The 26,899-nt window shown below is 64.1% G+C and carries 24 protein-coding genes and 1 pseudogene; 14 read left to right on the top strand and 11 right to left on the bottom strand.

The window, feature by feature from the left end:
* Positions 1–70: 70 nt before the first annotated feature.
* Both glnE and VX159_RS03530 read left to right on the top strand, forming a co-directional pair.
* On the top strand, positions 71–2,797 hold the full coding sequence (gene glnE / locus VX159_RS03535) for a bifunctional [glutamate--ammonia ligase]-adenylyl-L-tyrosine phosphorylase/[glutamate--ammonia-ligase] adenylyltransferase (protein ID WP_371324612.1): 2,727 nt from the start codon (positions 71–73) through the stop codon (positions 2,795–2,797).
* 12 nt (positions 2,798–2,809) lie between these two features.
* Positions 2,810–4,960 (top strand): hypothetical protein, encoded by a 2,151-nt coding sequence (locus VX159_RS03530; RefSeq protein ID WP_371324611.1) that lies wholly within the window; start codon positions 2,810–2,812, stop codon positions 4,958–4,960.
* Positions 4,961–5,080: 120 nt separating this feature from the next.
* On the opposite strand, the gene VX159_RS03525 is transcribed toward VX159_RS03530, so the two are convergent.
* On the bottom strand, positions 5,081–6,247 hold the full coding sequence (locus tag VX159_RS03525) for a pyridoxal phosphate-dependent aminotransferase (protein WP_371325486.1): 1,167 nt from the start codon (positions 6,245–6,247) through the stop codon (positions 5,081–5,083).
* 166 nt (positions 6,248–6,413) lie between these two features.
* Between VX159_RS03525 and mtnA the strand changes: the two genes are divergently transcribed.
* Genes mtnA through dmeF form a run of 4 tightly spaced genes read left to right on the top strand, consistent with a single transcriptional unit; the run spans position 6,414 to position 9,767 of the window.
* Positions 6,414–7,508: an S-methyl-5-thioribose-1-phosphate isomerase gene (gene mtnA / locus VX159_RS03520; RefSeq protein ID WP_371324610.1), complete on the top strand. Its 1,095-nt coding sequence runs from the start codon at positions 6,414–6,416 to the stop codon at positions 7,506–7,508.
* Between the two features lie 38 nt (positions 7,509–7,546).
* Positions 7,547–8,104: a Uma2 family endonuclease gene (locus VX159_RS03515; protein ID WP_371324609.1), complete on the top strand. Its 558-nt coding sequence runs from the start codon at positions 7,547–7,549 to the stop codon at positions 8,102–8,104.
* 5 nt (positions 8,105–8,109) lie between these two features.
* On the top strand, positions 8,110–8,739 hold the full coding sequence (locus tag VX159_RS03510) for a class II aldolase/adducin family protein (RefSeq protein WP_371324608.1): 630 nt from the start codon (positions 8,110–8,112) through the stop codon (positions 8,737–8,739).
* Positions 8,736–9,767: a CDF family Co(II)/Ni(II) efflux transporter DmeF gene (gene dmeF / locus VX159_RS03505; protein ID WP_371324607.1), complete on the top strand. Its 1,032-nt coding sequence runs from the start codon at positions 8,736–8,738 to the stop codon at positions 9,765–9,767. The genes VX159_RS03510 and dmeF overlap by 4 nt, the downstream gene beginning before the upstream one ends.
* 78 nt (positions 9,768–9,845) lie before the next feature.
* On the opposite strand, the gene murA is transcribed toward dmeF, so the two are convergent.
* From murA to VX159_RS03455, 10 genes and pseudogenes are all read right to left on the bottom strand, one after another.
* Entirely contained in the window at positions 9,846–11,099 is a 1,254-nt protein-coding gene (gene murA, locus VX159_RS03500; RefSeq protein WP_371324606.1) for a UDP-N-acetylglucosamine 1-carboxyvinyltransferase, read from the bottom strand.
* Positions 11,092–11,337 carry a BolA family protein gene (locus VX159_RS03495; RefSeq protein ID WP_371324605.1) on the bottom strand — a complete coding sequence of 82 codons (246 nt, stop codon included), beginning with the start codon at positions 11,335–11,337 and terminating at the stop codon, positions 11,092–11,094. Before VX159_RS03495 ends, murA begins: the two co-directional genes overlap by 8 nt.
* A 5-nt stretch (positions 11,338–11,342) precedes the next feature.
* Positions 11,343–12,095, bottom strand: coding sequence for an ABC transporter permease (locus tag VX159_RS03490; protein WP_371324604.1), 753 nt, complete (start codon positions 12,093–12,095; stop codon positions 11,343–11,345).
* A 29-nt stretch (positions 12,096–12,124) separates the two neighbouring features.
* Positions 12,125–12,856 (bottom strand): annotated as a pseudogene (locus VX159_RS03485) (ABC transporter ATP-binding protein); the annotation flags it as partial.
* Positions 12,825–13,106: a lipid asymmetry maintenance protein MlaB gene (locus VX159_RS03480; RefSeq protein WP_371324603.1), complete on the bottom strand. Its 282-nt coding sequence runs from the start codon at positions 13,104–13,106 to the stop codon at positions 12,825–12,827. The pseudogene VX159_RS03485 and the gene VX159_RS03480, both read right to left, overlap by 32 nt.
* A gap of 7 nt (positions 13,107–13,113) precedes the next feature.
* The gene (locus VX159_RS03475; protein ID WP_371324602.1) at positions 13,114–13,725 is read right to left on the bottom strand and encodes a phospholipid-binding protein MlaC; all 612 of its coding nucleotides are present in this window, start codon (positions 13,723–13,725) and stop codon (positions 13,114–13,116) included.
* 10 nt (positions 13,726–13,735) lie between these two features.
* The gene (locus VX159_RS03470; protein WP_371324601.1) at positions 13,736–14,458 is read right to left on the bottom strand and encodes a VacJ family lipoprotein; all 723 of its coding nucleotides are present in this window, start codon (positions 14,456–14,458) and stop codon (positions 13,736–13,738) included.
* Positions 14,458–14,928 (bottom strand): outer membrane lipid asymmetry maintenance protein MlaD, encoded by a 471-nt coding sequence (gene mlaD / locus VX159_RS03465; protein WP_371324600.1) that lies wholly within the window; start codon positions 14,926–14,928, stop codon positions 14,458–14,460. The genes VX159_RS03470 and mlaD overlap by 1 nt, the downstream gene beginning before the upstream one ends.
* Entirely contained in the window at positions 14,925–15,719 is a 795-nt protein-coding gene (gene mlaE / locus VX159_RS03460; protein ID WP_371324599.1) for a lipid asymmetry maintenance ABC transporter permease subunit MlaE, read from the bottom strand. Before mlaE ends, mlaD begins: the two co-directional genes overlap by 4 nt.
* A complete protein-coding gene (locus VX159_RS03455; protein ID WP_371324598.1) occupies positions 15,712–16,524 on the bottom strand; it encodes an ABC transporter ATP-binding protein in 813 nt (270 codons plus the stop codon). The genes mlaE and VX159_RS03455 overlap by 8 nt, the downstream gene beginning before the upstream one ends.
* A 141-nt stretch (positions 16,525–16,665) precedes the next feature.
* Between VX159_RS03455 and VX159_RS03450 the strand changes: the two genes are divergently transcribed.
* Genes VX159_RS03450 through VX159_RS03415 form a run of 8 tightly spaced genes read left to right on the top strand, consistent with a single transcriptional unit; the run spans position 16,666 to position 26,897 of the window.
* Positions 16,666–18,408 (top strand): type II secretion system protein GspD, encoded by a 1,743-nt coding sequence (locus VX159_RS03450; RefSeq protein ID WP_371324597.1) that lies wholly within the window; start codon positions 16,666–16,668, stop codon positions 18,406–18,408.
* Positions 18,405–19,244 carry a tetratricopeptide repeat protein gene (locus tag VX159_RS03445; protein ID WP_371324596.1) on the top strand — a complete coding sequence of 280 codons (840 nt, stop codon included), beginning with the start codon at positions 18,405–18,407 and terminating at the stop codon, positions 19,242–19,244. Before VX159_RS03450 ends, VX159_RS03445 begins: the two co-directional genes overlap by 4 nt.
* Positions 19,241–20,842: a GspE/PulE family protein gene (locus VX159_RS03440; protein ID WP_371324595.1), complete on the top strand. Its 1,602-nt coding sequence runs from the start codon at positions 19,241–19,243 to the stop codon at positions 20,840–20,842. The genes VX159_RS03445 and VX159_RS03440 overlap by 4 nt, the downstream gene beginning before the upstream one ends.
* A complete protein-coding gene (locus VX159_RS03435) occupies positions 20,839–22,056 on the top strand; it encodes a type II secretion system F family protein (RefSeq protein WP_371324594.1) in 1,218 nt (405 codons plus the stop codon). The genes VX159_RS03440 and VX159_RS03435 overlap by 4 nt, the downstream gene beginning before the upstream one ends.
* The gene (locus tag VX159_RS03430; RefSeq protein ID WP_371324593.1) at positions 22,053–23,318 is read left to right on the top strand and encodes a hypothetical protein; all 1,266 of its coding nucleotides are present in this window, start codon (positions 22,053–22,055) and stop codon (positions 23,316–23,318) included. The genes VX159_RS03435 and VX159_RS03430 overlap by 4 nt, the downstream gene beginning before the upstream one ends.
* Entirely contained in the window at positions 23,315–23,845 is a 531-nt protein-coding gene (locus VX159_RS03425; protein WP_371324592.1) for a hypothetical protein, read from the top strand. The genes VX159_RS03430 and VX159_RS03425 overlap by 4 nt, the downstream gene beginning before the upstream one ends.
* Entirely contained in the window at positions 23,830–26,253 is a 2,424-nt protein-coding gene (locus VX159_RS03420; RefSeq protein WP_371324591.1) for a hypothetical protein, read from the top strand. The genes VX159_RS03425 and VX159_RS03420 overlap by 16 nt, the downstream gene beginning before the upstream one ends.
* Positions 26,250–26,897 carry a prepilin-type N-terminal cleavage/methylation domain-containing protein gene (locus tag VX159_RS03415; protein WP_371324590.1) on the top strand — a complete coding sequence of 216 codons (648 nt, stop codon included), beginning with the start codon at positions 26,250–26,252 and terminating at the stop codon, positions 26,895–26,897. The genes VX159_RS03420 and VX159_RS03415 overlap by 4 nt, the downstream gene beginning before the upstream one ends.
* The last annotated feature ends 2 nt before the right edge of the window (positions 26,898–26,899 follow it).

The following is a 26,899-nucleotide window of genomic DNA, read 5'->3' as shown; positions in this document are numbered from 1 at the left end:
CCTGTTCGGCCCGGCACTGCCGGACAGCAGCCGGACAATGGCAGCGGCGCCACAACAACGAGAAAATCCCATGCAAACGCTGCCCGACCCGCTCCCCGATCCGCGCTGGCAAGCCGCGCTCGAACTCAGTCGCTACCTCAGGCAAACCCTGTCGGCCCGCCCGGAAATGATTCCGGAACTGGCCGCCAACTGGCTGCACCCGCTCTCCGACGACCTTCTGCTGGCGCCGCTGCGCCGCCCGTTCAGCGACGATAACGAGGTCAAGAGCGCGTTGCGCAAGGTCCGTCAGCGGGCAATGGCGCACATCGCGTTGCGCGACCTGTGCGGTCTTGCCCCCTTGTCCGAAGTGGTCGAGAGCATGACCTTGCTCGCCGATCTGACCACCAATTTCGCACTCGATTACTACCACCGACAACTGGTCGAGACCCACGGCGAACCGCTCGACCGCAACGGCCGGCCGCAACGCCTGCTGGTGATCGGCATGGGCAAGCTCGGCGGCCGCGAACTGAACGTTTCGTCCGACGTTGACTACATCTTCATTTACCCGGAGGAAGGCGACACCACTGGCGTCGAAGGCCGCCGCAGCATCGAAAATTTCGATTTCTTCACCCGCCTGGGCAAGCGCGTGATCCAGGCGCTGGGCGACATCACCGCCGACGGCCAGGTCTTTCGCGTCGACATGCGCCTGCGCCCCAACGGCGACTCCGGGCCGCTGGTCTGCTCGCTCGATTCGCTGGAAAACTATTTCATCACCCAGGGGCGCGAATGGGAACGCTACGCCTGGATCAAGGCACGGGTAATGAATGCCGGCGCCAACGCCGAAGGTGCCGCGCTCGGCGAATGGATGGAAGCCCTGCGCCGGATTTCGCGCCCCTTCGTCTTCCGCAAATACCTCGATTTCGGCGCAATCAACGCAATGCGCGACCTGCATGCGCAGATTCGCCGCGAAGTGGCGCGCAAGGACAAGGCCGACCACATCAAGCTCGGCCCCGGCGGTATCCGCGAAATCGAGTTCATGGCCCAGGTTTTCCAGCTGATCCGTGGCGGCCGCGACCCCGGCCTGCAGATTCGTCCGACCCTGTCGGTGCTCCAGCGCCTGGTTGAGCGCCAGTTGATGCCGGCCGAGACCGAGCAGGAATTGCGCAGCGCCTATGTCTTTCTGCGCCGGCTGGAACACCGCCTGCAATACGTCGAGGACAAGCAGACCCACATGCTGCCGGAAGACAGCGGCGACCGCGAACGGATTGCGCGCAACATGGGCTTTGCCGACTGGGAAGCCTTGCTCAGCGAGCTCAACGCCCACCGCGCCCGGGTCAGCCAGCATTTCGAGGCAGTCTTCTCCGACCCTGAGGGCGGCGAACATCCCTTGACCGGTATCTGGCTCGGCCAGTGCGACGACGACACTGCGCTGGAAACCCTCGGCAATCTCGGCTATCGGCGACCGCAAGAGGCCATCGCCCGACTTGCCGACCTGCGTGCCGCCAACCGCTACCAGCAACTGCCGGCAAGCAACCGCAGTCGCTTCGACGCGGTCGGCCCGCGCCTGCTCGAAGCCGCAGCCAACACGCCAGCCCCGGAAACCACGCTGGCCCGCGCCCTCACCTTTCTCGAAGGGATCGCCCGCCGCGGCGCCTATCTCGCGCTGCTGCAGCAATATCCGCTGGCGCTGCGCCGCGTTGCCGACATGGTTGGCGCTTCCAGCTGGGCGGCCGAATACCTCAACCGCTATCCGCTGCTGCTTGACGAACTGCTCGACCCTCGCCTCTACGAGATGGCAACCGACTGGGCCGGCTTCAGCGACAGCCTGCGCCGGGTGCTGGCCGACCATGCCGGCGACACCGAGCGGGAAATGGACATCCTGCGCGAAATGCACCATGCCCAGGTCTTCCGCCTGCTGGCGCAGGACATCGCCGGCTTGCAGAGCATCGAAAAACTCTCCGACCACCTCAGCGAACTCGCCGACACCCTGCTCCGCGAAACCCTGCCCTTGTGCTGGTCGACCGTGAAAAAGCGGCACTGCGCCACCCCGCGCTTCGCCATCGTCGGCTACGGCAAGCTCGGCGGCAAGGAACTCGGCTACGCCTCCGACCTTGACCTGGTTTACCTCTACGACGACGAAGACCCGGATGCGCCGGAGAACTATACCCGGCTGGCGCAACGGCTCAATACCTGGCTATCGAGCCAGACCTCGGCCGGAATCCTGTTCGAAACCGATCTGCGCCTGCGCCCCAACGGCGATGCCGGCCTGCTCGCGGTCTCGCTCTCGTCGTTCCGCGACTACCAGCGCAACAACGCCTGGGTCTGGGAACACCAGGCGCTGACCCGCGCCCGCTTCTGCGCCGGTGACCCGGCGCTGGGCGATGCGTTTGAAGCGGTGCGGATCGAGATCCTGCGCCGTGAGCGCGACCTGGCGACGCTCAAGCAGGAGGTCCTCGGCATGCGTCAGAAGATGCTCGACGCGCACGCCTCGAACAGCGAGACCGAATTCGACCTGAAGCACGATCGCGGCGGCATTATCGATGTCGAATTCATCGTCCAGTACCTGGTGCTCGGCCACGCCCGCCAGCACCCCGAACTGGTCGGCAACCTCGGCAATATCGCGCTGTTGCGGATTGCCGGCGAACTGGGTCTGATCGACCGCGAACTGGCCACCGCCAGCGGCGACGCCTACCGCGAGTACCGTCGCCTGCAACACGCCAAGCGCCTCTCGGCCACGCCCAAGAGCCGCGTGTTGCTCGACAGCATCGAAACTCACATTGCCACGGTCAACCGGCTGTGGCAGGCCGTTTTTGCCTGAGGAAAAATATCCATGACTGCACCCGGTTCAAGCACCAATACCGCGCACCGCTGGCGCTTTTTCAGTGCCGGCGGCTTCGATCAGGTCCGCCTCGACCGCGGCGAAGACCTGGCCCGCCTCGGCCAACTCGACCAGAAGCTGTGGGTCGCGCTGTCCTGCCCGGTCCAGGGCCTGGAGTTCGACAGCCGGACGCTGGCGCTGCTCGACAGCGACAACGACGGCCACATCCGCGCCCCGGAACTGATTGCCGCCATCGAATGGGCGGTGGCCCGCCTGAAAACCCCGGACACGCTGATCGCCGGCGGCGCCTTGCCGCTCTCGGCGATTGACGACAGCAACGAAGCCGGCCGCCAGCTGCTTGCCTCGGCGCGCCAGATTCTCAACAGCCAGGGCAAGGCCGACGCCGGCCACATCGACGCCGAGGACACTGCCGACAGCGCCCGCATCTTCGCCGGCATGCCCTTCAACGGCGATGGCGTGATCGCCGCCAGCGCGCTCGACCCTGACCTCAACGAAACCTTTGATGAAATCGTGACCGCTTGCGGCAGCGTTGCCGACCGCAGCGGCGAACCCGGCATCGACCAGGCCACGCTCGACCGCTTTTTTGCCGATGCCGCCGCGCTGGCCGCCTGGCGCCACGCGCCCGACGCCGACCCGGCGCTACGGCCGCTTGCCGACCCAGCCGCGAGTGCGGCCGCCTACGCCGCTTTCATCGCCGTCCGCGACAAAATCGACGACTTTTTCACCCGCTGCCGGCTGGCCGCCTTCGACCCGCGCGCCGGACTATTGATGAACGGCAGCGAGGACGAACTGCGCACCCTGGCCGCGCGCAACCTGGCCGATGCCGGCGATGCGGTCGCCGCCTTGCCGCTAGCGCTGGTTGAAAAAGGCGCGGCGCTGCCGTTGACCGAAGGACTCAACCCGGCCTGGGCCGCCGCCATCGCCGCCCTGCGCGACGCGGCCGTGACCCCGCTACTCGGCGCCCGCGAACGACTCGCTGATGCCGAATGGCAGCAACTGCGCGGGCAACTTGCGGCGTATGGCGACTGGCTTGCCGCCAAGCCGGTTTCCGCGCTGGAAACGCTGGCCCCGGAACGCCTCGATACCTTGCTCGCCGGCGACCACGCCGTCCGCCTGAGCGCGCTGATTGCCCGCGACGCGGCGCTGGCCGGTGAAGCCGAAGCAATCGCCGACGTCGACCGACTGGTCCGCTACACCCGCGACCTGGCCCGGCTGGCCAACAACTTCGCCGCCTTCACCGACTTCTACACCCGCCGCGACCGCGCAGTCTTCCAGGCTGGCACCCTCTACCTCGACGGCCGCAGCTGCGAATTGACAGTGAAGGTCCTCGACGCCGGCAAGCACGCCGCGCTGGCCGGGCTTTCTGGCGTCTATCTCGCCTACTGCGACTGCGTCCGTGGCGGCGACAAGATGACCGTTGCCGCTGCCTTCACCGCCGGCGATTCAGACCAGCTGATGGTCGGCCGCAACGGCGTCTTCTACGACCGCGACGGCCGCGACTGGGACGCGACCATCGTCAAGATCGTCGAGCACCCGATCAGCATCCGCCAGGCCTTCTGGTCGCCGTATAAGAAGATCGTCCGGCTGGTCGCCGAACAGGCGCAGAAACTCGCCTCGGCCCGCGCCAAGGCGGCCGACGACCTGGCCGCCAGCGCCGTCACCGATGCCGGCAAGAAGATCGAAGCCGGCGCCAAACCAGCGGCTCCGGCCCCAGCCCCAACGCCGTTCGACGCCGGCAAGTTCGCCGGCATCTTCGCCGCCGTCGGGCTCGCCCTTGGCGCCATCGGCACCGCGCTGGCCTCGGTGGTCACCGGCTTCCTCGGACTCAAAGCCTGGCAGATGCCGCTAGCGCTGGCCGGGCTGATGCTGATGATTTCCGGGCCGGCGATGGCAATCGCCTTCTTCAAGCTGCGCAACCGCAACCTCGGACCGATCCTCGACGCCAACGGCTGGGCGGTGAATACCCGCGCCCGCATCAACATCCCCTTCGGCACCGCGCTGACCCAGACCGCGCGCCTGCCCGACGGCGCCGAACGCGCGCTGTCGGACCCTTATGCCGAAAAGAAGACGCCGTGGAAGCTCTACCTGCTGCTCGGCGCCATCGGCATGGGCCTGCTGCTCTACGTCGGGCGCAGCGTTTAAGCCGGCGGGCCACTTACCACGGTCGACCGGCCCCGGCGGCAAAAACCGCCCGCAACCAAGGGAAGCCTGAGCGGCTTCCCTTTTTCATTCATCCGCCGCGGCTGCGCCGGCTGGGCGGCCTCAGCCGCCCAGCCGGCGCAGCCGCTCGTGGGCGGCGAGCAAGGTTGCTTCCTGCTTGGCGAAGCAGAAACGGACTACCCGGTCGTCGCGGCCGTCGTGGTGAAAGACCGAGACCGGGATCACCGCGACGCCGATCTCGCGGGTCAGCCATTCGGCAAATTCGCGGTCGGGCCGATCGGAAATCCGCCGGTAGCTGGCGAGCTGGAAATAAGTGCCGCGACAGGGCAGCAGCTCGAACGGGGTGTCGGCGAGCAGTTGCCGGAAGAAGTCGCGCTTCTGCTGGTAAAAAGCCGCCAGCCCGAGGTGGCGCGAAGCGTCCTGCAGGTATTCGGCGAGCGCCAGCTGCGACGGGGTATGGACGGTGAACACGTTGAACTGGTGCACCTTGCGGAACTCGGCCATCAGCGCCGCCGGGCCGACGATGGTGCCGATTTTCCAGCCGGTGATGTGATAGGTCTTGCCGAAGCTCGACACCACCAGGCTGCGCGCCGCCAGTTCCGGGTCGGCGCAGAAGCTGGCGTGTTCGGCGCCGTCGAAGACGATGTGTTCATAGACCTCGTCGGCAAGGACCACGATGTCGGTGCCGCGCAGCAAATTCGCCAGTTTTTGCCGGTCGACCGTGGATAACAGGCTACCGGTCGGGTTGTGTGGCGTATTGACGATGATCATCCGCGTGCGCGGGGTGATCAGCGCCGCGACCTCGTCCCAGTCCGGCGCGTAGTCGGGAAAGCGCAGGTGGGCATGCACCGCCTTGCCGCCGACGGTTTCAATCGCCGGCACGTAGGAGTCATAGACCGGGTCAAAGACGATCACCTCGTCGCCTGGATGGACCAGCGCGGCAATTGCGGTGAACAAGGCCTGGGTCGCGCCGGCGGTGACGGTGATTTCGCTGTCGACATCGTAACGGGCGCCGTACAGCGCCTCGATCTTGGCCGCGACGGCAGCACGCAGTTCGGGCATGCCGGCGAGCGGCGCGTACTGGTTGCGGCCGGCCAGCATGTGGCGATGCACGGCGTCGAACAGCGCCGGCTCGGCCTGGAAATCGGGAAAGCCCTGCGACAGGTTCACCGCGCCGCAGTCGGCGGCGAGCTTGGACATCACGGTGAAAATGGTCGTCCCCATCTGCGGGAAGCGGGAGGCAATCTGAAACGGGGTGTGCATGGGCATATCCACGGTCAACGGGTGAAAAAGCAGAAAAACGGCAAAAATCATCCGCAAAAAATGCCGGGCTGACAAGCCGCCCGCCGCCCCCGGCCGCGAAGCGCTCCGCCCGGGCTGCTAGAATCCGGGCCTTGCGGCCATCCGGCCAGCGCCCTTCACCCCTCGCAAAACCATGAACATCGACGGCATCCCGACCCGCACCGTACGCGCCCACCCGGCGCAGAACTGCATCGACATCATCGACCAGACCCGCCTGCCGCATGCGCTGGCCTGGGTCCGCGTCGCCAGCCTCGACCAGGCGGCGCACGCGATCCGCGCGATGCAGGTGCGCGGCGCGCCGCTGATCGGCGCCACCGCCGCTTACGGCCTGGCCATCGCGCTCGATTTCGAAGCCTCCGACGCCCGCCTCGACGCCGCCATCGCGCTACTCGGCGCGACCCGACCAACCGCCGTCAACCTGCACTGGGCACTGACGCGCATGGCCCGCCACCTGCGCCCGCTGCCGCCGGCTGCCCGCCACGCCGCCGCCTGGCAGGAAGCGGCGGCGATTGCCGACGAGGACGTCGCCCAGAACGCCGCCATCGGCCGTCACGGCCTGGCCGCCTGGGGCGAGCTGATCGCCGTCCGCAACGGCCAGCCGCTACGGATCATGACCCATTGCAACGCCGGCTGGCTGGCGACCGTGGACTGGGGTACCGCGCTGTCGCCGGTCTATGCCGCGCACGCTGCCGGCGTGCCGGTCGAAGTGCTGGTCTCGGAAACCCGGCCGCGCAACCAGGGCCTGCTCACCGCCTGGGAACTGGCGCAGCACGGCGTGCCGCACACGCTGCTCGCCGACAACGCTGCCGGCCTCCTGCTGCGCAACCGTCAGGTCGATGCGGTGATCGTCGGCGCCGACCGGATCGCCGCCAACGGCGACGTCGCCAACAAGGTTGGCACCTATCTCAAGGCCCTGGCCTGCGCCGACAACGGCATTCCCTTCTACGTCGCGGCGCCGCGCTCGACCCTCGATTTCGCCTGCGCCAGCGGCGATGCGATCCCGATCGAGGAACGCGACGGCGACGAATTCCGCCTGGTGCATGGCCTCGACCACCACGCCCAGCCGAGCGCTTTACGCCAATTGCCGGCCAGCGAAACCGTGGCCAACCCGGCCTTCGACGTCACCCCGGCCCGCCTCGTCACCGCGCTGATCACCGAACGCGGCGTCTGCCCGGCCAGCGCCGCCGGCCTGCGCACGCTGTATCCGGAAGCGGCCGGCGAAAAATGAGAGAATGGGCGCAACGCCGCCGACCTTGAGGTACTTTCATGCCCAATCCTGTCTGCAAGCCGCACCTGCTCAGCCCCGCCGAATACCTGGCCTTCGACGCCAGCGCCGAGCTCAAGCACGAGTACGTCGATGGTGAAATCCACGCGATGACCGGAACCACGGCCAAGCACAACCGGATCAGCGGCAACCTGTTTGTCGTGCTCCGCCAGCACCTCGCCGGGCGCCCTTGCGAGACCTTCATCGCCGATCTCAAGGTACACGCGGCAGCGGCCAACGCCTTCTACTACCCCGATCTGGTGGTGCGCTGCCAGCCGCAACCGCTGGCCGACGAGCAGCGGGTGATCGACGACCCGACACTGATCGTCGAAGTCCTGTCGCCGTCGACCGAAGCCATCGACCGCCGCGAAAAGCTGGCCGCCTACCGCCGCATTCCCTCACTCCAGGAATACGTGCTGGTGGCCCAGGACGAGCGTAGCGTCGAAATCTATCGCCGCGAAGGCGACATCGGCTGGCGTTACCTGCCATTTACCGACGACGACTGCGCCGAATTCGCCAGCCTCGGCCTGCAGCTGCCGCTGACCACCCTTTACGCCTGAGCGCAATGGACGATCTCCGCAAGCAACTGATCGCCAACGCCTGCGCCATGCAGCCAGCCGGGCTCAACAAGGGCACCTCCGGCAACCTCTCGGTGCGTAGCGGCGACGGTTTCCTGATCACCCCGACCGGCCTCCCCTACGCCGCACTGACCGCAGACGACATTCCGCTGATGGCGCTCGACGGCAGCTGGCAGGGCCAGCGCAAACCGTCGTCGGAATGGCGTTTTCACCGCGACCTCTACGCCAGCCGGCCGGAAGTCGGTGCCGTGCTGCACGCCCACTCGCCGTTCGCGGTCAGCCTGGCCTGCCTGCGCCGCGAGATTCCGCCCTTTCACTACATGATCGCGCGCTTCGGCGGCGAGACCGTCCGCTGCGCCGACTACGCCATTTTCGGCTCGGAAGCGCTGTCGACCGCAGCGCTGCGAGCCATGCACAACCGCAAGGCCTGCCTGCTCGCCAACCACGGCCTGCTCGTCGCCGGCCGCGACCTAGGCGAAGCCTTCGCCCTCGCCGTCGAGCTGGAAGAACTGTGCGAGCAATACTGGCGCGCTTGCCAGCTAGGCGCTCCGGTTCTGCTCGACGCAGCGGAAATGGCGGCGGTGCTGGAACAGTTCAAGGGCTACGGCCAGCAATGAGCGTAACCCCGTCCCCCATACCGGAAGCGGACCTGCCGGCGGCCCACGATCTGTCGCGCTGGCGGCATGCACACCGCTTCGCCAGCCCGCGCGCAGCGGCCGAACGCGGCACCCGCCAGGTGCTGTGGCTGACGCTGCTGACCATGGTTGGCGAAATCGTCGCCGGCTGGTGGTTCAATTCGCTGGCGGTGCTCGCCGACGGCCTGCACATGAGTTCGCACGCGCTGGCGATCGGCCTCGCCGCCCTGGCCTACGCCGCCGCCCGACGTTATGCCGACGACCCGCGCTTTGCTTTCGGCACCTGGAAAATCGAGATTCTCGCCAGCTACACCAGCGCCCTGGCGCTGCTCGGGGTGGCGCTGGCGATGCTGTGGAGCGCCGGCGAGCGGCTGCTGGCACCGCAGCCGATCCGCTACGGCGAAGCGCTGCTGGTGGCCGTCATCGGGCTGGCAGTCAACCTGCTCTGCGCCTTCATTCTCGAACGCGCCGACGATGCCGGACACGGGCATGTGCACCACGGCCACGATCACGCACATTCACATACCCACTCGCACCCTCACCCGCACGACCATGAACATGCAGCCGGGCACGACCTGAACCTGCGCGCCGCGCATATCCACGTGCTGACCGACGCGCTGACCTCGCTGATGGCGATTGCCGCGCTGGCCGGTGGCTGGTGGCTAGGCTGGGACTGGCTCGACCCGGCCTGTGCGGTGCTCGGCGGGGCGCTGGTCGGGCTGTGGGCCAAAAACCTGCTGCGCGACAGCGGCCGCATCCTGCTCGACCGCGAGATGGATCACCCGATTGTGGATGAGATTCGTACCTTGGTCGGCGAACTGCCGGGCCGTAGCGAAATCACCGATTTGCACGTCTGGCGCGTCGGCAGCGGTGCCTATGCCTGTGCGCTGAGCTTGCTCACCCATGACCCGGAGCTGAGCCCCCAAAGCGTGCGCGCGGCGCTGGCCTGCCACGGCAAAGTGGCGCACCTGACGGTAGAAATCCAGCGCTGCCCCGACTGCCCGCAATGAAAAAGGCCCACTTGCACGGTCGACCGTGAAAGTGGGCCAAAATCGCTGCCGCGCATCACGGCAACTCAAGTGTTCAGATCAATGTACCCGCTTGACGCTGGCGCCGAGGCGGGCGAGCTTTTCCTCGATCCGCTCATAGCCCCGATCAAGGTGATAGATGCGGTCGATCAGGGTTTCGCCTTGCGCCACCAGACCGGCAATGATCAGCGAGGCCGAAGCGCGCAAATCGGTCGCCATCACCGCTGCCCCTTCCAGCGCCGGCACACCGCGGACGATGGCATTGCTGCCTTCGATCTGAATATCGGCGCCCAAACGCATCAACTCGTTGGCGTGCATGAAGCGGTTTTCGAAAATGGTTTCGCGGATGGTGGCAACACCTTCGGCCACGCAGTTGATCGCCATGAACTGCGCCTGCATGTCGGTCGGAAACGCCGGGTAGGGCGCCGTGCGCAGGCTGACCGCCTTGAGCCGTTGCGGCGCCTTGAGGCGGATCGCGTCGCGCTCGATGACGATGTCGCAGCCGGCATCCATCAGCTTGTCGACCACCGCGTCGAGATAGGCCGCCGAGGTCCGGGTCAGGCGCACATCGCCGCCGGTCGCTGCCGCCGCACACAGGTAGGTGCCGGTCTCAATCCGGTCAGGCATGATCGCGTGCGTCGCCCCGTGCAGTTTATCGACGCCCTGGATGCGGATCACGTCGGTGCCGGCGCCGGAAATGCGGGCCCCCATGCTGACCAGGCAATTGGCCAGGTCGACCACCTCGGGTTCGCGGGCGGCATTCTCGATGATCGTCTCGCCCTCGGCCAGGCAGGCCGCCATCATCAGGTTCTCGGTACCGGTAACGGTGACCATGTCGGTACAGATCCGGGCCCCCTTGAGCCGCTGGGCGCGGGCATGTACGTAGCCGTGCTCGACCTTGACCTCGGCGCCCATCGCCTGCAGGCCCTTGATGTGCTGATCGACCGGGCGGGCGCCGATGGCGCAGCCACCGGGCAGAGAAACCTTGGCTTCGCCGCAGCGGGCGAGCAAGGGACCGAGCACCAGGATCGAGGCACGCATGGTCTTGACCCGCTCGTAGGAGGCCACCGGATTGTTCAGGCCGGCGCCAGACAGTGCCAGCCCATCAACCCCTTCCATGGTCACGCCGACGCCCATTTCGCCGAGCAGGCGCAGCATGGTCGCGATGTCGTTGAGATGCGGGACATTGGTCAGGTTGAGCGGCTCGGCGCTGAGCAGCGAGGCGCAGAGAATCGGCAAGGCCGCATTCTTGGCGCCGGAGATAGCAACTTCGCCGCGCAGCGACTGGCCGCCTTGAATCAACAGCTTATCCACGGCTCACGCTCCATTCTTCCGGGGTCAGGGTCTTGAACGACAGGGCGTGCAGTTCGCCGCTATCGAAGCGTTCCTTAAGGATCTGGTTGACCCGCTGCTGGCGCTGCACACGGCTCTTGCCGACGAACTCATCGCTGACGATCACTGCGTCGAAATGATGCCCGTCGCCGTCGAGTTCAAGGTGGGCGCAATTCATCCCGGCGAGGATGAGTTGTTTGATCTGATCGGGGTGCATCATCGGGTTCAACCTCTCAACTTCCAGCCACGGCGCAAAAGTTCCAGCGTCAAGGCTGAGACCGCGGCAAAGCAGACGACGACCACGCCCAGGCTGGTCTGCGGCGCCACGTCGGAGACGCCGAAAAAGCCATAGCGGAAGCCGTCAATCATGTAAAAAACGGGATTGTAATGCGAGACCTGCTGCCAGAACGCAGGCAGCGAGTGGATCGAGTAAAAGACGCCGGAGAGCATGGTCAACGGCATGATCAGGAAATTCTGGAAAGCGGCCAACTGGTCGAATTTCTCCGACCAGATCCCGGCAATCATCCCGGCCGCACCGAACAAGGCGCCACCAAGCACGGAAAAGACCAGAATCCACAGCGGCGCCACCACCTGCAGGTCGGCGAACCAGATCGTGGCCAGCAGCACACCGACCCCGACCATCAAGCCGCGCAGGGTCGCCGCCAGGATGTAGGCGAGGAAAAAGGCACTGTAGGAAATCGGCGGCAGCAGCACGAAGACGATAGAGCCGGTGATCTTGGCCTGGATCAGGCTGGACGATGAATTGGCAAAGGCGTTCTGCAGCACCTGCATCATCACCAGCCCGGGAATCAGGAAGGCGGTGTACTCAATGCCATGCACCCTTACCTGGCCATCGAGCACATGGCCAAAGATCAACAGGTAGAGCAAGGCCGTCAGCACCGGCGCCGCCACGGTCTGGAAGGCCACCTTCCAGAAACGCAGGAATTCCTTGTAAAACAGGGTCAGGAAGCCGATCACTGCTGCACCATGCGCATGAAAACCTCCTCCAGCGAGGCACCGGGGTGGGCCGCCAGCAGATTGGCCGTGGTATCAAGCGCCAGCACCTTACCCTGCTTCATCAGCGCAATCCGGTTGCACAGGGCTTCCGCCTCTTCGAGATAGTGGGTGGTCAGGATGATGGTATGACCTTCGCCATTCAGGCGACGGATGAACTGCCACAAGCCCTGGCGCAATTCGACATCGACCCCGGCGGTCGGCTCGTCGAGCACGATCACCGGCGGCTTGTGCACCAGCGCCTGGGCGACCAGCACCCGGCGCTTCATGCCGCCGGACAAGCGCCGCATATTGACCTCGGCCTTGCTGGTCAGATCCAGGTGATGCAGGATTTCGTCGATCCAGTCGTCGTTCTTGCGGATACCGAAATAGCCGGACTGAATGCGCAGGGTTTCGCGGACATTGAAGAACGGATCGAAAACCAGTTCCTGCGGCACCACGCCCAAACGCCGCCGGGCTTCGCGAAAATCGCGGATGACGTCGTAACCGAGCACCCGGATGCTGCCCACGTCGGGGCGAACCAGCCCGGCCAGAGTCGAAATCAGCGTGGTTTTGCCGGCGCCGTTGGGACCGAGCAGCGCGAAAAACTCACCGGCCGCGATTTCCAGCGAAACCCCGGCCAGTGCCTGCAAAGCACCGAAGCGCTTGGCAACTCCCTCAATGGCTACAGCAGCAGACAAAAAAACTCCGGATTCAGGGGCGCGGCAGCAGTTCGCTGACGCCATACAAATCGGCCAAGGCGGCGACGCCGGCCGGAATATTGGCAAAGCGCAGGGTTGACCGTGAATTCGGGGCTGCCCGCAACCAGCCGAGCATGACCGCAATTGCCGAGGAATCGGCGTCGGCAACATCGGCCAGGTCAACGATCACTTCGCCGGGCTGCAACGCCCGGCAACCAGCCGCAAGCAGCGCTGCTGCATGCTCCATGCGCATCGGGGTAGTCACCCGCCAACGGCCCGGCAGAACGTCGATCATCGGTACCTTACTTGCCTTGCTGCGCGGCCAGCGACTTGTTCTTGCCGGCGATCGCACCGATCAGGCCATCGATACCGCCGTTGCGGACCTCCTGGCCAAACTGGTCGCGATAATTGGTCACCAGACTGATCCCGGCCACCACCACGTCGTACACTTTCCACCCGGCATCCTGCTTTTCCAGGCTGTAATCGATCTGTACCGGCTTGCTGCCGGGCTGCACGACCTCGGTCCGGACCAGTGCATCGCTGTCGCCAGGGTTCATCTTGAACGGCTTGAAGACCATTTTCTGGTTTTTGTAGCCAGTCAAGGCGTTCGAATAGGTCCGCACCAGCAGGGTCTTGAACTCCTGCGTCAATTGCTGCTGTTGTTGCGGACTGGCCTTGCGCCAGTCCTTGCCAACCGCCAGCGCAGTCATCCGGGCAAAGTTGAAATGCGGCAGGACTTTGGCATCGACCAGTTCAATCGCCTTTTGCGTATTGCCGTTCTGGATTTCCTTGTCTTTACGGACGATCTCTAGCACTTCCTCGGTCACCCGGTGCACCAGCACGTCGGGCGTTTCTTGAGCAAACACCGAAAACGAGAGGACAGCCAGCAGAGTGGCAGCAATTTTTCTGATCATGAATCGACTCTCAATCGTCCTGGCGTGGCGGACGGCCATCGTAAATCTGGTTCTTGCGCCGCTGGAAATAGGCGTCGCGGATATAGGCATACTTGTCGAGCGCGGCCTCGTCGACCACCTTGTCGGATGGCAGCAGACTGGCCCGGACATCGACCACACGCACCGCCCGCAGGCTGTTGCGGACGCGCACTGGATCGACCCGACCGACCGGATCAACCGAAACATCGGCCACGAAACCAGCGGTATCGCGCACGCTGCGCGGCCCGATCACCGGCCAGAACAGGTAGCCGCCATCACCGACGCCCCAGACGGCCAGAGTCTGCCCGAAGTCCTCGTCGTGCTTTTCCAGCCCGAGTTCGCTGGCGACATCGAACAGCCCGAAGATGCCTAAGGTCGAATTGACCAGCAAGCGCCCCAAATCGATCCCGGCATCGCCCCCCTTGCCCTGCAGCAGGTTGTTGGCCCCGATCCAGGCATCGCCGACATTGCCGAAGAAGTTGCCAACCCCGGCCTTGACCGGCAGCGGAACGGCGCGGTCATAGCCCTTGGCAACCGGGCGAATGACTGCCTGGTCAAGACTTTCGTGCACCGCGAACATGGTCCGGTTGAATCCCTCGTAAGGGTCGCGCGGATTATCCCCGGCTGCGGCAGCGAGGCTCCAGACCATGGCGGCAGCGCCGACGAGCAGGGCCCGCCAGCCATGATCTCCGTATCGTTGTGTGCTGATCTGCATTATTTGTTGTCCTGTCCTTCTGCCGCCTTGTTGAAGAGAAACTGGCTGATCAGTTTCTCCAGCACCACGGCAGACTGGGTTTTCGCGATCGTATCCCCGGAATTCAGCATTTTCTCATCACCACCGACATCCAGTCCGATGTACTGCTCGCCCAGCAGGCCGGCGGTATAAATCGATGCAAAGGTATCCTTGGGAAAACGGTACCGGCCATCGACATTCATCGTCACCACGGCTTCATAGCTGGCCGGATCGAAACGAATCTCGGCAATCCGCCCGACCACCACCCCGGCACTCTTCACCGGGCCACGTACCTTCAGGCCGCCGATATTATCAAACTTGGCCTGCAGGACGTAGGTATCGGACAACTGGGCCGAGGAAAGGTTGCCCACCTTGAGTGCCAGAAACAACAGGGCGCCCAAGCCGATGGCGACAAAAAAACCGACCCACAGGTCGAGTACGGTGCGATTCATGAAGTTCCCCGGAACATGAACGAGGTCAAGATAAAATCCAGCGCAAGGATGGCCAGCGCCGAGGTCACCACGGTGCGGGTAATCGCCCGCGACACGCCCTCGGCGGTAGGCGCCGAATCGTAGCCCTCAAAAACGGCGATCAATGCAACGGCAAAACCAAATACCACGCTCTTGATCACGCCATTCACTATGTCATAGCGGAAATCGACGCCGGCCTGCATCTGCGACCAGAAGGCGCCATCATCGACCCCGATGAAGACCACTCCGATCAGCCAGCCCCCGATCACGCCCATTGCCGAAAACAATGCTGCCAGCAAAGGCATCGCAATCACGCCGCCCCAGAAGCGCGGCGCCACCACGCGGGCAATCGGGCTGACGGCCATCATGTCCATCGCCTTCAATTGTTCGGTGGCCTTCATCAGGCCGATTTCGGCAGTAATCGACGACCCGGCCCGCGATGCAAACAGCAGGCCAGCGACCACCGGCCCCAGTTCGCGCGTCAGCGAGAGTGCGACCAGAATCCCGAGCGCCTCGGTCGAGCCGTAGCGCTGCAAGGTTTCGTAACCCTGCAACCCAAGCACCAAGCCGACAAACAGGCCCGAAACCAGAATGATCACCAGCGAAAGCACACCGCTGAAATAGATTTCGCGCAGCAGCAACGGCAAGCGCAGCAGGGCCGTTCCAGAATGCCGCAGGATGGCAAACAGGAAGCGGGTGGCAAACCCCAGGCGCCAGATGCGCTCAACTGCGGCATGTCCGAGCCGGCGCAATGGCCGCAGCAAGTCAGGCATGCGACCTCCCACCGAGGAATTCCCGGGCAACCGACGGCGCCGGATAGTCAAAACGCACCGGGCCGTCGGCCTCGGCATGAACAAACTGGTGCACAAAGGGGTCTTGCGAGGCGCGAATTTCGTCCGGCGTTCCCTCGGCGACCACCCGCCCTTCCGACAGGAAATAGATGTAATCGACAATCGCCAGCGACTCATGGACGTCGTGGGTCACCATGATCGAAGTTGCTCCAAGGGCGTCGTTGAGCCGGCGGATCAACTGGCCGATCACGCCCAGAGCAATCGGATCGAGACCAGTGAAGGGTTCGTCGTACATCACCAGCATCGGATCCAGCGCAATCGCACGCGCCAGCGCCACCCGCCGCGCCATCCCACCCGACAATTCGCTCGGCATCAGGCGTTGCGCGCCGCGCAAACCAACGGCTTCAAGCTTCATCAGGACCAGGTCGCGAACCATGCTCTCGGGCAAACCGGCATGTTCACGCAGAGGAAAGGCCACATTGTCAAACACCGACATATCGGTGAACAAGGCACCAAACTGGAACAGCATGCCCATCTTGCGCCGCAACCGATACAGCGCGGCCTCGGACATTGCCGATACCGCGTCATTACCAAACCGGACCTCGCCGGCAGAAGGCCGCAACTGCCCGCCAATGCAACGAAGCAGCGTTGTCTTGCCACACCCCGACCCGCCCATGATCGCGACTACACGCCCGCGAGGAATCTTCATATTGATTCCGCGCAGGATCGGGCGGCCGTCATAGGCAAAGTGCAGGTCTTCGATATCGACCAGGATATCGGCGGGCAAGGCAGTCCCCTCCAAAGGCAAGCTGTCGATTTTAGCAGAAGCCGACTCACGCGGCACCAACGCCAAAAAGACCAAGGGCATCAACTTGAAATAATTAAAACAATGTCATAAAACAAGTACATAAAAGTCAAATCATCAGACATGTTCAAGCCCGCCCTCCTGATCACATTGATCCTGTGCTGCCAGGCCTGCGCGCCGCAATACGGCGCAAGCTCCGGTCGTGGCCACCTGACGCCGGCCGCCGAGACTGCGCCGAGCACCCCGGGGATTCCGCCACTCCTGCGGGAAAGCCTGGAGTTGCCGCCCTTGCGGACCAAGCAGGAACAATTGCGTCTCAGCATTACGGTCAACAATCAAAACCTGCCCGAATTGCTGCTGGCCCTCGCCCGCGACGCACGGCTAAACCTTGACTTACACCCGGCCATCAGCGGCAAGGTCAGCCTGCATGCAGTTGATCAACCTCTTCCCTTGATTCTTGAACGCCTGGCGCGACAACATGAATTGCGCTTTGAATTCAGCGAAAACACGCTGTCGGTACTACCGGACTCACCCTATCTCGCCTACTACCAGGTGGACTATCCCAACCTCAGCCGTAGCGCCAATACCCTGGTTGGCAGCAGCGCCCAGATAGCCGGCGGCCCCCCAACCCTCCCGGCTACAACTCCCTTGCCGGGTGCTGCACCAAGCAGCAACAACCTGTCCAGCAGCAGGATCGAAAATAGCAGTCGACATCAATTCTGGGAGAACCTGGAGCGCAACCTGAAAGACATCCTGCGCGAACATGACCAGCCATTGCCGGATGGGTCAAGCGAAACCCAGGTCGAACAACAACAGGTGCAGCAAAACAACGGGCCGCATTTCCCTCCCCGTCCAGCCTCGCGCCAGCGCTCCCCTGGCCCCCAGCAAAACGCTCCGGCATTTTCCGACAGCCAATCCAGCAGCAATTTGCGCGTCCGGCGCAGTACGGTGCGCGAAGCTGCCGCCATCATCGTTCACCAGGAAAGCGGGGTTATCGGCGTGCGCGCCAACCAGCGCCAGCACGACAAGATTCGCGAATTCATCCAGCGGGTCCTGCTCGCCGCCCGCCGCCAGGTTCTGATCGAAGCCACAGTAGTCGAAGTTGCCCTGCACGATGGTTACGAGCAAGGGATTGACTGGAGCCGACTCGGAGCCGGCGGCCTATTCGAATTCCTCGGCAATCCGTTGCGTACCGGGGTCAATCTGAAATTCACCCGTAACGAGCACCCGGAGGCCCTGCTTTCGCTGCTCGCCAGCTTTGGTCAAACCCGCGTCCTTTCGAGCCCGCGCCTTTCTGTGTTGAACAACCAGAGTGCACTGCTGAAAGTAGTCGAAAACTATGTCTACTTTACGGTCAAGGCAGATGCTATCGCCACCGCCAATGTCGGCACGACGACAACCTACACCACGACCCCCCAAACCATTCCTGTCGGTTTGACATTGGCGGTAACCCCGCAAATTGCCGAAGACGGACAAATCATTCTCAACATCCGGCCAACGATCACCAGCATCGGCAGGGAAGTTCCCGACCCCAACCCTGACCTGCGCAAAAATGGTATTGAAAACTTGGTACCAGTCATCCGTACCCGCGAAATTGAATCCATCATGCGCATCGATAGCGGTCAGATCGCAGTGCTGGGTGGGCTGATGGAAGATGCCAGCGATGAGCGCAACAAGCGAATCCCGGGACTGGGAGAACTGCCGGCCATAGGCGAAATATTCACAAATCGCCAGCAACAACGCCGGAAAACCGAGTTGGTGGTTTTTCTCCGCCCGCTACTGATCCGTCAAGCCAGCCTGCTAGGCGATTACCGCGACTGGCGGGAGCATCTACCCAGCCAGCCAAAAAAGGGGACCGTCCCATGATCGGATCGGGAAGCATCGCGATGCCCTGGCGCCACGCCCTGCTGCTGACGGCGGCGGGAATGACTTGCGGTGCGGCAAGCGTCGCCTACTTTGGCGACGAGTTACCCACGTCCATGCCACCGCCCACATGGCCTACGCAGGCTGCACCAACACTGACCTTACCAGCGTTACCGCTGGCCACACCAGCCCAGCCTTTGTCACAGCCAGAAACCGTCGAAGCACCGGAGCCACCCCGCCCACGACCGGCCCCAACAAATCTGGAAGCCCGGTTGCAGCAACACTGGGAAGGAGTACGCCAGACATTGCGCCAGCACGACCTGGATACTGCCCGAGAAATGCTCGAAACACTTCTACGCGAGTATCCCGGGCATGCGCCCAGCCTGCGGGCGCTAGCGCTGCTCGACAGCGCTCAAGGCGCTACTGATCGCGCCCGGGAGCGTCACCGCCAAGCCAACCATGGCACCGGTGAAACCCCGGAAAGCCAGGCCATCGGCTGGCTGGCAGAAAATACGCGGGGATCGGCCCGAATGCTCCAGTTACTGGGCACCCTGTATCCGGACAGTCCGACACTGCACTTTGCCGAAGGTGTTGCGCACGGCGAGGAAGCCGACTGGAAAACTGCCGCCCAAGCCTTCGAAAAAAGCCTGCGACGCGCCACCGATGCTCCCGACACCTGGTACAACCTGGCGGTTGCCAAGGACCATCAAGGCCAACCGAAAGCAGCCGCAGCGGCATACCAGGAAGCCCTGCGACAGGCGCAGACACATCCTCACCGCTTCCCACTCGAGCAGGCCAGGCAACGACTGACGGCACTTGCTAGCGGAGGTATGCGATGAAAGAACACCACCTTTTCCCACGGTCGACAACTGAAACCGGGAATTCCCCGGATGCCGCCGCATCTATCTCCGGCCCGGGCGTTGCGCCGATTACCGCGCACACTCAGCTGCCGCAAACCACCGCCGCGCCGCCTTGCTTCGATCCGCATCGACACCGCCACGACCGCCGCATCGAACAGTGGATACCAAGAGCGCTGGCCGTCCGCCTGAAAATATTTCCCTTTGCCAGCGCGCCGGACAATGCGCAATTTTCCCTGCTTGCCGAACATCCCGCCGACCTCGGTCTGCGCGAGCAACTCCGTCAGCACTTGCCAGCCGGCAGCGAAATCCAGCTCCATGCTGCCTCCCTGGCCGAAATCGAGCAGGCCATTGACCGGCACTATGGCTACAGCGAGGAAATTGACCGCCTACTGGCGCAACTTGATGCCGAGCAGCAACTCTCATTCAAGCCGGTACGCGGCGAGCGACCGGCAATCCGCCCCCTGCTCGACGCCCTGATTGCCGATGCCGTCCGCCTCGAAGCCTCCGACCTGCATTTCGAACCGGAGGCCGGCTTTGCCCGGATTCGCTACCGGATTGATGGCTGGCTTCGCGTCATCCGGCTAGTCCCGGAGCGCATCTGGCAACCGCTGCTGATCTGTCTGAAACTGCTGGCCGGCCTGGACATCGCTGACAGCCGTAGTGCCCAGGATGGTCGTTTCACTCAACGCATCGCCGGGCGCGAGGTTGATTTCCGGGTCGCCAGCCTGCCTACCCTGCACGGCGAAAACCTGGTTCTGCGCATCCACGATCGCAAGCGCAGCCTGTTATCGCTGCGGCAACTCGGACTCGATACTGCCAGCGAGCAATTGCTTGAGCGGGTCCGCCAACGCCCCGAAGGCATTTTGATCGTTACCGGCCCGACCGGCAGCGGAAAAACAACCACCCTCTATTCGCTGCTCGACATGGTCAGCCATACCGGGGTCAACACCATGACGCTCGAAGACCCGGTCGAACACCCTTTACCGCTGATCCGGCAAACCCAGGTTTGCGATGCAGTTCGCCTCGACTTCGCCAATGGGATTCGCTCGCTACTGCGCCAGGACCCGGACATCATCATGGTTGGCGAAATTCGCGACACGGCCAGCGCCGAAATGGCTTTTTGCGCAGCCCTGACTGGCCATCAGGTCTACACCACGCTGCATGCAAACTCGGCGCTGGCGGCACTCCCCCGGCTGCTTGACCTCGGAATTTCGCGGGCCACCCTGGCCAGCAGCCTCAACGGCATCATCGGCCAACGCTTACTGCGCCGCCTGTGCCCACACTGCCGACAGCTCTGCCCTGTAGCCGAGTTGGCCGACCCGGATGCGGCCTGGCAGGCGCATGGCTGTCAGGATTGCGACTGGCAGGGCTACCGTGGGCGACTGGCGGTCATGGAAATCCTGCGCCTGACCCCAGCCCTTGCCGACCTGATTGCAGCAGGAGCACCTTCCGAACAACTGCGCCAGGCCGCGGCGGCCAATGGCTACCGGCCACTCGCCGAATCGGCCCGCCAATTGGCTGCGGCCGGACTGACCACACTCGCCGAGGCTGCTCGCGTGATCGATCTCGAGCCATGAGCCAACTCCGCCCCCATTTCTATCGCGCTCTGCACAACGACGGCCGGCTCAGCCACGGCAGGCTGCCAGCCCATGACCGGCAGGACCTCGAACAACTACTTGCCGAGCAGGCGGCAACACTGCTATTCGCCTGCCCGATGCCATGGCCTGAACCCCGACTGAACTCACTCCAGGTCACCGAACTGTGCTTCCAGTGGGAGCAACTGCTGGGCGCCGGCCTGCCACTACTGGAAACGATCGAAATCTGCCGCAGCGAATCCGCCAGCCGACAACTCAAAGGCATTCTGCAACGGCTTGGCCATGACCTGCGCCACGGACTGACGCTATCACAAGCACTGCAGTTGCAATCCCGGCATTTCGACCCAGGCTTGATCGCGGGCATCCGTGCCGCCGAATACAGCGGCGATCTGGCAGAAGCCTGTGCCTCCCAGTATCGCTATCGCCGCTGGCTGGAACAATTTCGTCAGCAGTTGCGGCAAAACCTGTCCGGGCCTCTGCTCAGCGGCTTGGTCTGTCTTGCTGCCTGCGGATTTCTGATTCTCCACACCGCACCGCAATTACAGCAATTCGCATACCGCCAGGGGACTGCACTCCCGGCATCGACTACCTGGCTGCTGCACGCCCTGGCATGGCTACAAACACCCACGCCCTGGCTGCTCCTTGGCTGCATCCTGCTTCCCGGCGCCATCCTGTTGTTGCACCTGGATACCCTGCGCCGCCCTCTCCATCGCAAACTGCTCGACCTGCCGCTACTGGGTCCGCTCTGGCTGCATTTCGAACTGGCCCGTTTCTGTCGCACCCTGGGTCTGCTTTACGCTGCCGGGCTGCCACTCCTGGCCGCTCTGAGCATCAGCCGCGACGTGCTGCGCAACGCACACCTGCGCTCCACCTGTGCACATGCAATCGAAAAAATCAGCAGCGGCCAGAGCCTGAGCATTGCTTTTGCCAATCGCTCCGCCCCCTCCTTCAGTTCGCCTTTCCCCACCCTGTTCCTGCGCCTGCTTGCCATCGGAGAGCAGGCCGGGCGCCTTGGCGAAAGCCTGCATACCCTGGCCGAGCATTTCACCCTGCACACCCAGGCCCGCATGCAACAACTGCAGGATCTGCTGCCACCGCTACTCACTATGTTGCTCGGCCTGGTACTGATCGCCACCACCTGGAGCGTGATCTCGCCATTACAACAATTGCTGGTTTCCGGCGGAGGACTCCGATGACCCTGCGGCTATGGCTGACTGCCAAGCAATTACGCGCCTGGCAGCGAACAACCAGCCCCCCGTGCGTATTCAGTCCGACACCCGAAGGCCATGCTGCTTTCGCTGCCTATCTGAGTCGCCATGCCGGCAGATCGTGGCGGCTATTGCTCGATCTGCCTGGAGAAGAGCATGCCGAACTGCCGGCCAGCCCGACACCTCTTTCCTGGCTCGACCGCCGGGCCTTCCTGCAGCAACGACTACGCGACAATTTTCCTGATCGTCGATTGCGGACCGTATTCGCTCCCCCGGCATCCCGTCATCACGGCCCCTGGCGCCTTGCCTCAATCGATGCGCGCATGATTGACCCCTGGCTAGGCACCCTGCAACTCCATGCCGAGCAGGCGACGGGCATCCATCCACTCAGCGCACTGCTCGACACCAGCGGCCTGATTCCAGCGCGCTTCAGTGGCGCCTTGCAAATCCTCGCCGATGGCGTGTTGCGGCAATTCATTCTTTTCCACGGACAACCCGGATTCAGCCGGCAAATCCCGCTCCCGGAAGATCAGCCGCCGATCCCCCTGCTCCTCGACGAAAGTGATCGCCTGCTGCAATACCTACGCCTCCATCCAAGCGACGAGAATACCGACCCACCGCTGCTCCTGATTCCGCCCACTTTGAGCGAAGAACTCTCGCCTCAGAAGCTGGGCTCAAGCGGTACGGATTGGCAGATCAGCCCCTGCACGGCGGAAAAATGGGAACAAGCGCTGCTGCATGCCTTGTGCCCAGCCCGGAGCCGGCCTGCTGCAGATCTCTCTCCTCCGGAATTTCGCCGGGCAGCCCGGCGCGCCCGTGGCGAAAGAATCGGACTGGCTGCCAGCGGCCTGTTGCTGGCAGCCAGTCTGGGCTTCAACTGGCATGCGAGAACCGCGTTCGATACCGCCCGGCAAACAATCAGCAGCAACAGCCTTCCCTCCCAGCACCACCCGCATGGTCTGTTGCCAACGGCAACCGCCGATTTGCTGCAAGAAATGCTCACCGCTCATGCCGATGGAAAACCGGCCAGACAGGCACTGGCAACCTGGGCGAAACAGCCCGGGCCCTGCCTCGCTCGTCTGCAGGAACTCAGCTGGCGCTGGCCGCAGCGAGAACTACAGGTTCGGCTCGCAGCACCAGCCCGGAACGCCCCCGATGTCGACTGCGCCCACGGTATTCCGCTGCTTGGACCGCACGATCAGCCAATCTCCTCTTGGCGACTCCAAATCCTCAACGAGGAGCAACCATGACCCCGCGACCAGTTCGCCCACGCCTGCTAGCCTGCGTCCTGCTGCAGATTGCCGCCGCACTGTTGTTCGCCGACGCTGGGCAACGACTGGATGGGGCCACCACCTGGCAGCAGGCAAGCCAGGCTTTTGCCCTGCAACAAGAGAGGATGCTGGAAACTCTGGCTGCCACGGGAGAGCGGCACACCCGACTGCTCGCCGACTACCGGCAGGAACGTCTTTTTCTGCACCAGCAGGAATTGCCTGAGCCTCCCGCCCCACCCCAACGTCCACCTTCTGGACAATGGCTAACCATTGCAGCCTCGGAGACCAGCCCCCCCTCGAGCCTTACGCCCGGACAACGGAGCACCGCTACCTGGCATCGCCTGGAACTGGAAATTCGCATCGCCCAGGCTGGCGACTTGCTCACCCATTTAGGAGACTGGCTGCAAGGAACTGCGGCCCGTCCGGAACACTGCCGGGTCGTAGCCGACGCCGAGGCGCTGATCGCTCACTGCCTGTTGCTCTGGCCGCGATGGCAAGCTCACTGAAACGGCAGGCCGGACGCCTGCTCCCCCTCACCCTGCCTCCACTGCTGGCCGGCGGCCTGTGGCTTGGCAACACATCGCCAGAGTGGCGCCTTACCCTGGTCGAGCAGGAGGCTCGGGCACTGCAGCAAGCCCGCGAAGCCTTGCTTGCCCGGGCCCAGAGCGACGACAACCGCCCCGGAAGCCTGCCTTGTCCGGACCTGCTGACCAACGATGCGGGTTTACGCAATTACCCGGATGACGGCAAATCCGACAATCTGACACGCAACCGTTGCCCCACCGATATTGGCCGCTTACCTTGGGCAACGTTGGCACAGCCCCCCTTGCGCGACCGCAGCGGCGAACGCCTGTGGCTAGTTGTCGCCCCCGGCCTTTACGACGACGACAACTCCGAGCCGATCAACAGCGACACGCCCACCGGCCTCAGCCATGCAGGCCAGTCGCAGATTGCCGCCCTGCTGATCGGCCCCGGGGTAGCGCTTCCCGGCCAGCAACGCCCTTCGCAACAGGCTAGCGATTATCTAGAGGCGCTTTCCGGAAACGACCGGGTGCTGGCGATTAGCCGAGGGGAACTAATGGCTGCCGTCGAAACCCGGATCGTAAATCAGGTCCATCGATGCCTGCAGCGCCATGCCGGCACCGACAACTACCCGTGGCCCGCCCCTCTCGCCAGCCTTGACGGACGCGGGCAAAGCGGCAGCCGTTTCGGCCGAGTGCCACAGACCCAGCCGGAGCCTGCCCCGTGGCAAACCCTAGCGACCTCCCGGCAACAACTCGCCGATACCCGCGCGGCATTGCCGCCAAATCCAGCCAGCGGCGAGCAGCAAGCCTGGCACGCTGCCCGCAGCGAGTTGATTGCCAGCCTGCGCAACTTTGCCGAAGCCACTTTCACCAGCAGTCGCCCACTTGCTCTCGCCGCCTACGACGCACGCCAGGCCAGCGCCCAACTGGCCGAGGTGGTAGACCGGGCCAGCAGCAATCAGCGGATCAGTCGCAGCGAAGGCAGCGCGATCACCACCACCGCGCAAGCCGCATCTCCGCTCTGGCAACGCCTGCCCGGGTTGTTGGCAGACAGCGGACTGGATCCATGGGCCGCCACCCTGATTGGCGAGTTGCGCGAGTTCCCTCGCTTCGCCAATGACCCACCCGGCACTTCCCGGCTGTGCACACTGGCCAGTCACCTGGCGCTGAGTTACAGCGAACATCCGGAGCTGACGGCACCACTGGCCGCTGCGAGCGATAGCATCGGCCAACTCTGCACGGGCACTGCCGCATCCACCCAGTTGGCCCAGGCCGCCAGTGACCATCTGCAACAGGCACTGAGCAACCGGCGCAGCGAACTCCTCGCGGCCGATCTCGAAGCCCGCCGCACACAACTCCTGGCCAACCCGCAGGCGACTCCAGCCGAAAGCCAACTCACCCGGGAACTACTCGAACAGTTGCATAGCGGCCCACCGGGACTTCTGGCCGAGCGGGAGCGGGCTCTGCTTGCCCTGGCCAGCGGCGACCTGGCCACCGCACAGGCCAGCCTGCAGCACCTGGTGCATAGCCTGCAGGCACTGGAACAAGTCGAGCACAATCTCAGTGTCAGTTCGCTGAATTATTGGCTGAATTATCGACAAAGCACACTGGCTGCATTCATTGCCCAAGACCAGGCCACCCCCCGACCGCTTCAGCAGGCGATTGCTCCCTATGCGCAAGCCCTCGCCGCCAGCGAGCCACCCCTCCTGCAATTGGCCAACGTGATCGAAACGTACAGCCAGCAGCTGAGTCGCCAGGCTCGTGCCCCAGCCAGTCCTGGCAGCAGCCCGCTCCCCCGTGAGGACAGCCTGCTGGCGAGCAGCATCGCGCAACTGGAACTTGAACAGCGCGCAGCCGATGCCCGCAGCACCGCCGAGCAGTCACCGACCCGGCGCAACCAGCAAAAAGCCGAAGCAGCACTGGCAGCGGCCCTCGCCAGCAGCGAGCAACTTCTCGTCCGCAGCCAGGCGTTGCTTACCACCCTGATGCCGGCGATTGGTAGCACCGCCGCCCAAGCCTGGCCGCTCACCTGGCGAAGTCGCGCCTGCGATTTCCTGCGCGCAACCTCCGACAGCCCCGGCTGGTGGGCTCGCAACCGCTGGTCGGACAGCATGTTTTATCAACTCGGTGAACGCCAGGCCAAGGCCCCTGGGCGGCTACATCTCGGCCCACGCAAAGACCTACCTCTGGTGGTGGTCGCCGCCGGCGGTGCGCTGGCCGGGCAGAGCCGGCCCAGCCAGAGAATTGGCGACTACCTCGAAGGCCGCAACGCCGATCCTGGACGCGATGGTCAGGGGCTCTATCCATCCGTGGTTTTTGAGCGTTCGCCACGGTCGACCGTAAGTAATGACCTTTTTGCTGCATCACCTCCATCGGGCAGCACACCATGAAACACCAAGCCGCTTTTTCCCTGCTCGAACTCTCGCTGGTCCTGGTTGTGCTGGCACTGCTCGCCGGAGCCTCCTTGCCGCTACTCGGCACTCAACGTGAAATCGCTGCCCGCCAGGAAGCCCGGCAGTTGCTCGACCAGGTTCGCGACAGCCTGCTCGGCTTCGTCCTCAGTGAAGGCCGCCTGCCCTGCCCCGCCGCACCGTCCGAGGGCGGGCGCGAGGATTGCACCCGGGAACACGGCATCATCCCCTGGGCGACACTGGCGCTTCCAGCCAGCGACCCTTGGGGACAACAGCTGACTTATTACGCAGATCGGCGCTTTACCCAGCTGCCGGTTGATCCGCTGGGCAGCGCGATCACCCTGGAAAGCGTCGGCAACGCGCGGATCAAAGCCGCTCAGAATGCCAGCGGCGACCTTGCCGACAACCTGCCGCTGGTCGTCGTCTGCCACGGCCAGCGGAGTGCCGGGGCGTGGCGGGACGGCCGCCAGATACCCGGCGCCAGCAGCGATGAAGGCGAAAATGCCGACGCCAACCTGATTTTCATCCACCGAGATCCCGCGCCCGACTTTGACGACCTGCTGCTCTGGCTCAGCCCGGCCCTGCTCAAGAGCCGACTGGCCGCAGTCGGACGGCTGTCCTGAGG

Origin of the sequence: Dechloromonas sp. ZY10 (genome assembly GCF_041378895.1) — a bacterium.
Classification (GTDB): Bacteria; Pseudomonadota; Gammaproteobacteria; order Burkholderiales; family Rhodocyclaceae; genus Azonexus; species Azonexus aquae.
This window is presented reverse-complemented; position numbering and strand designations above follow the sequence as displayed.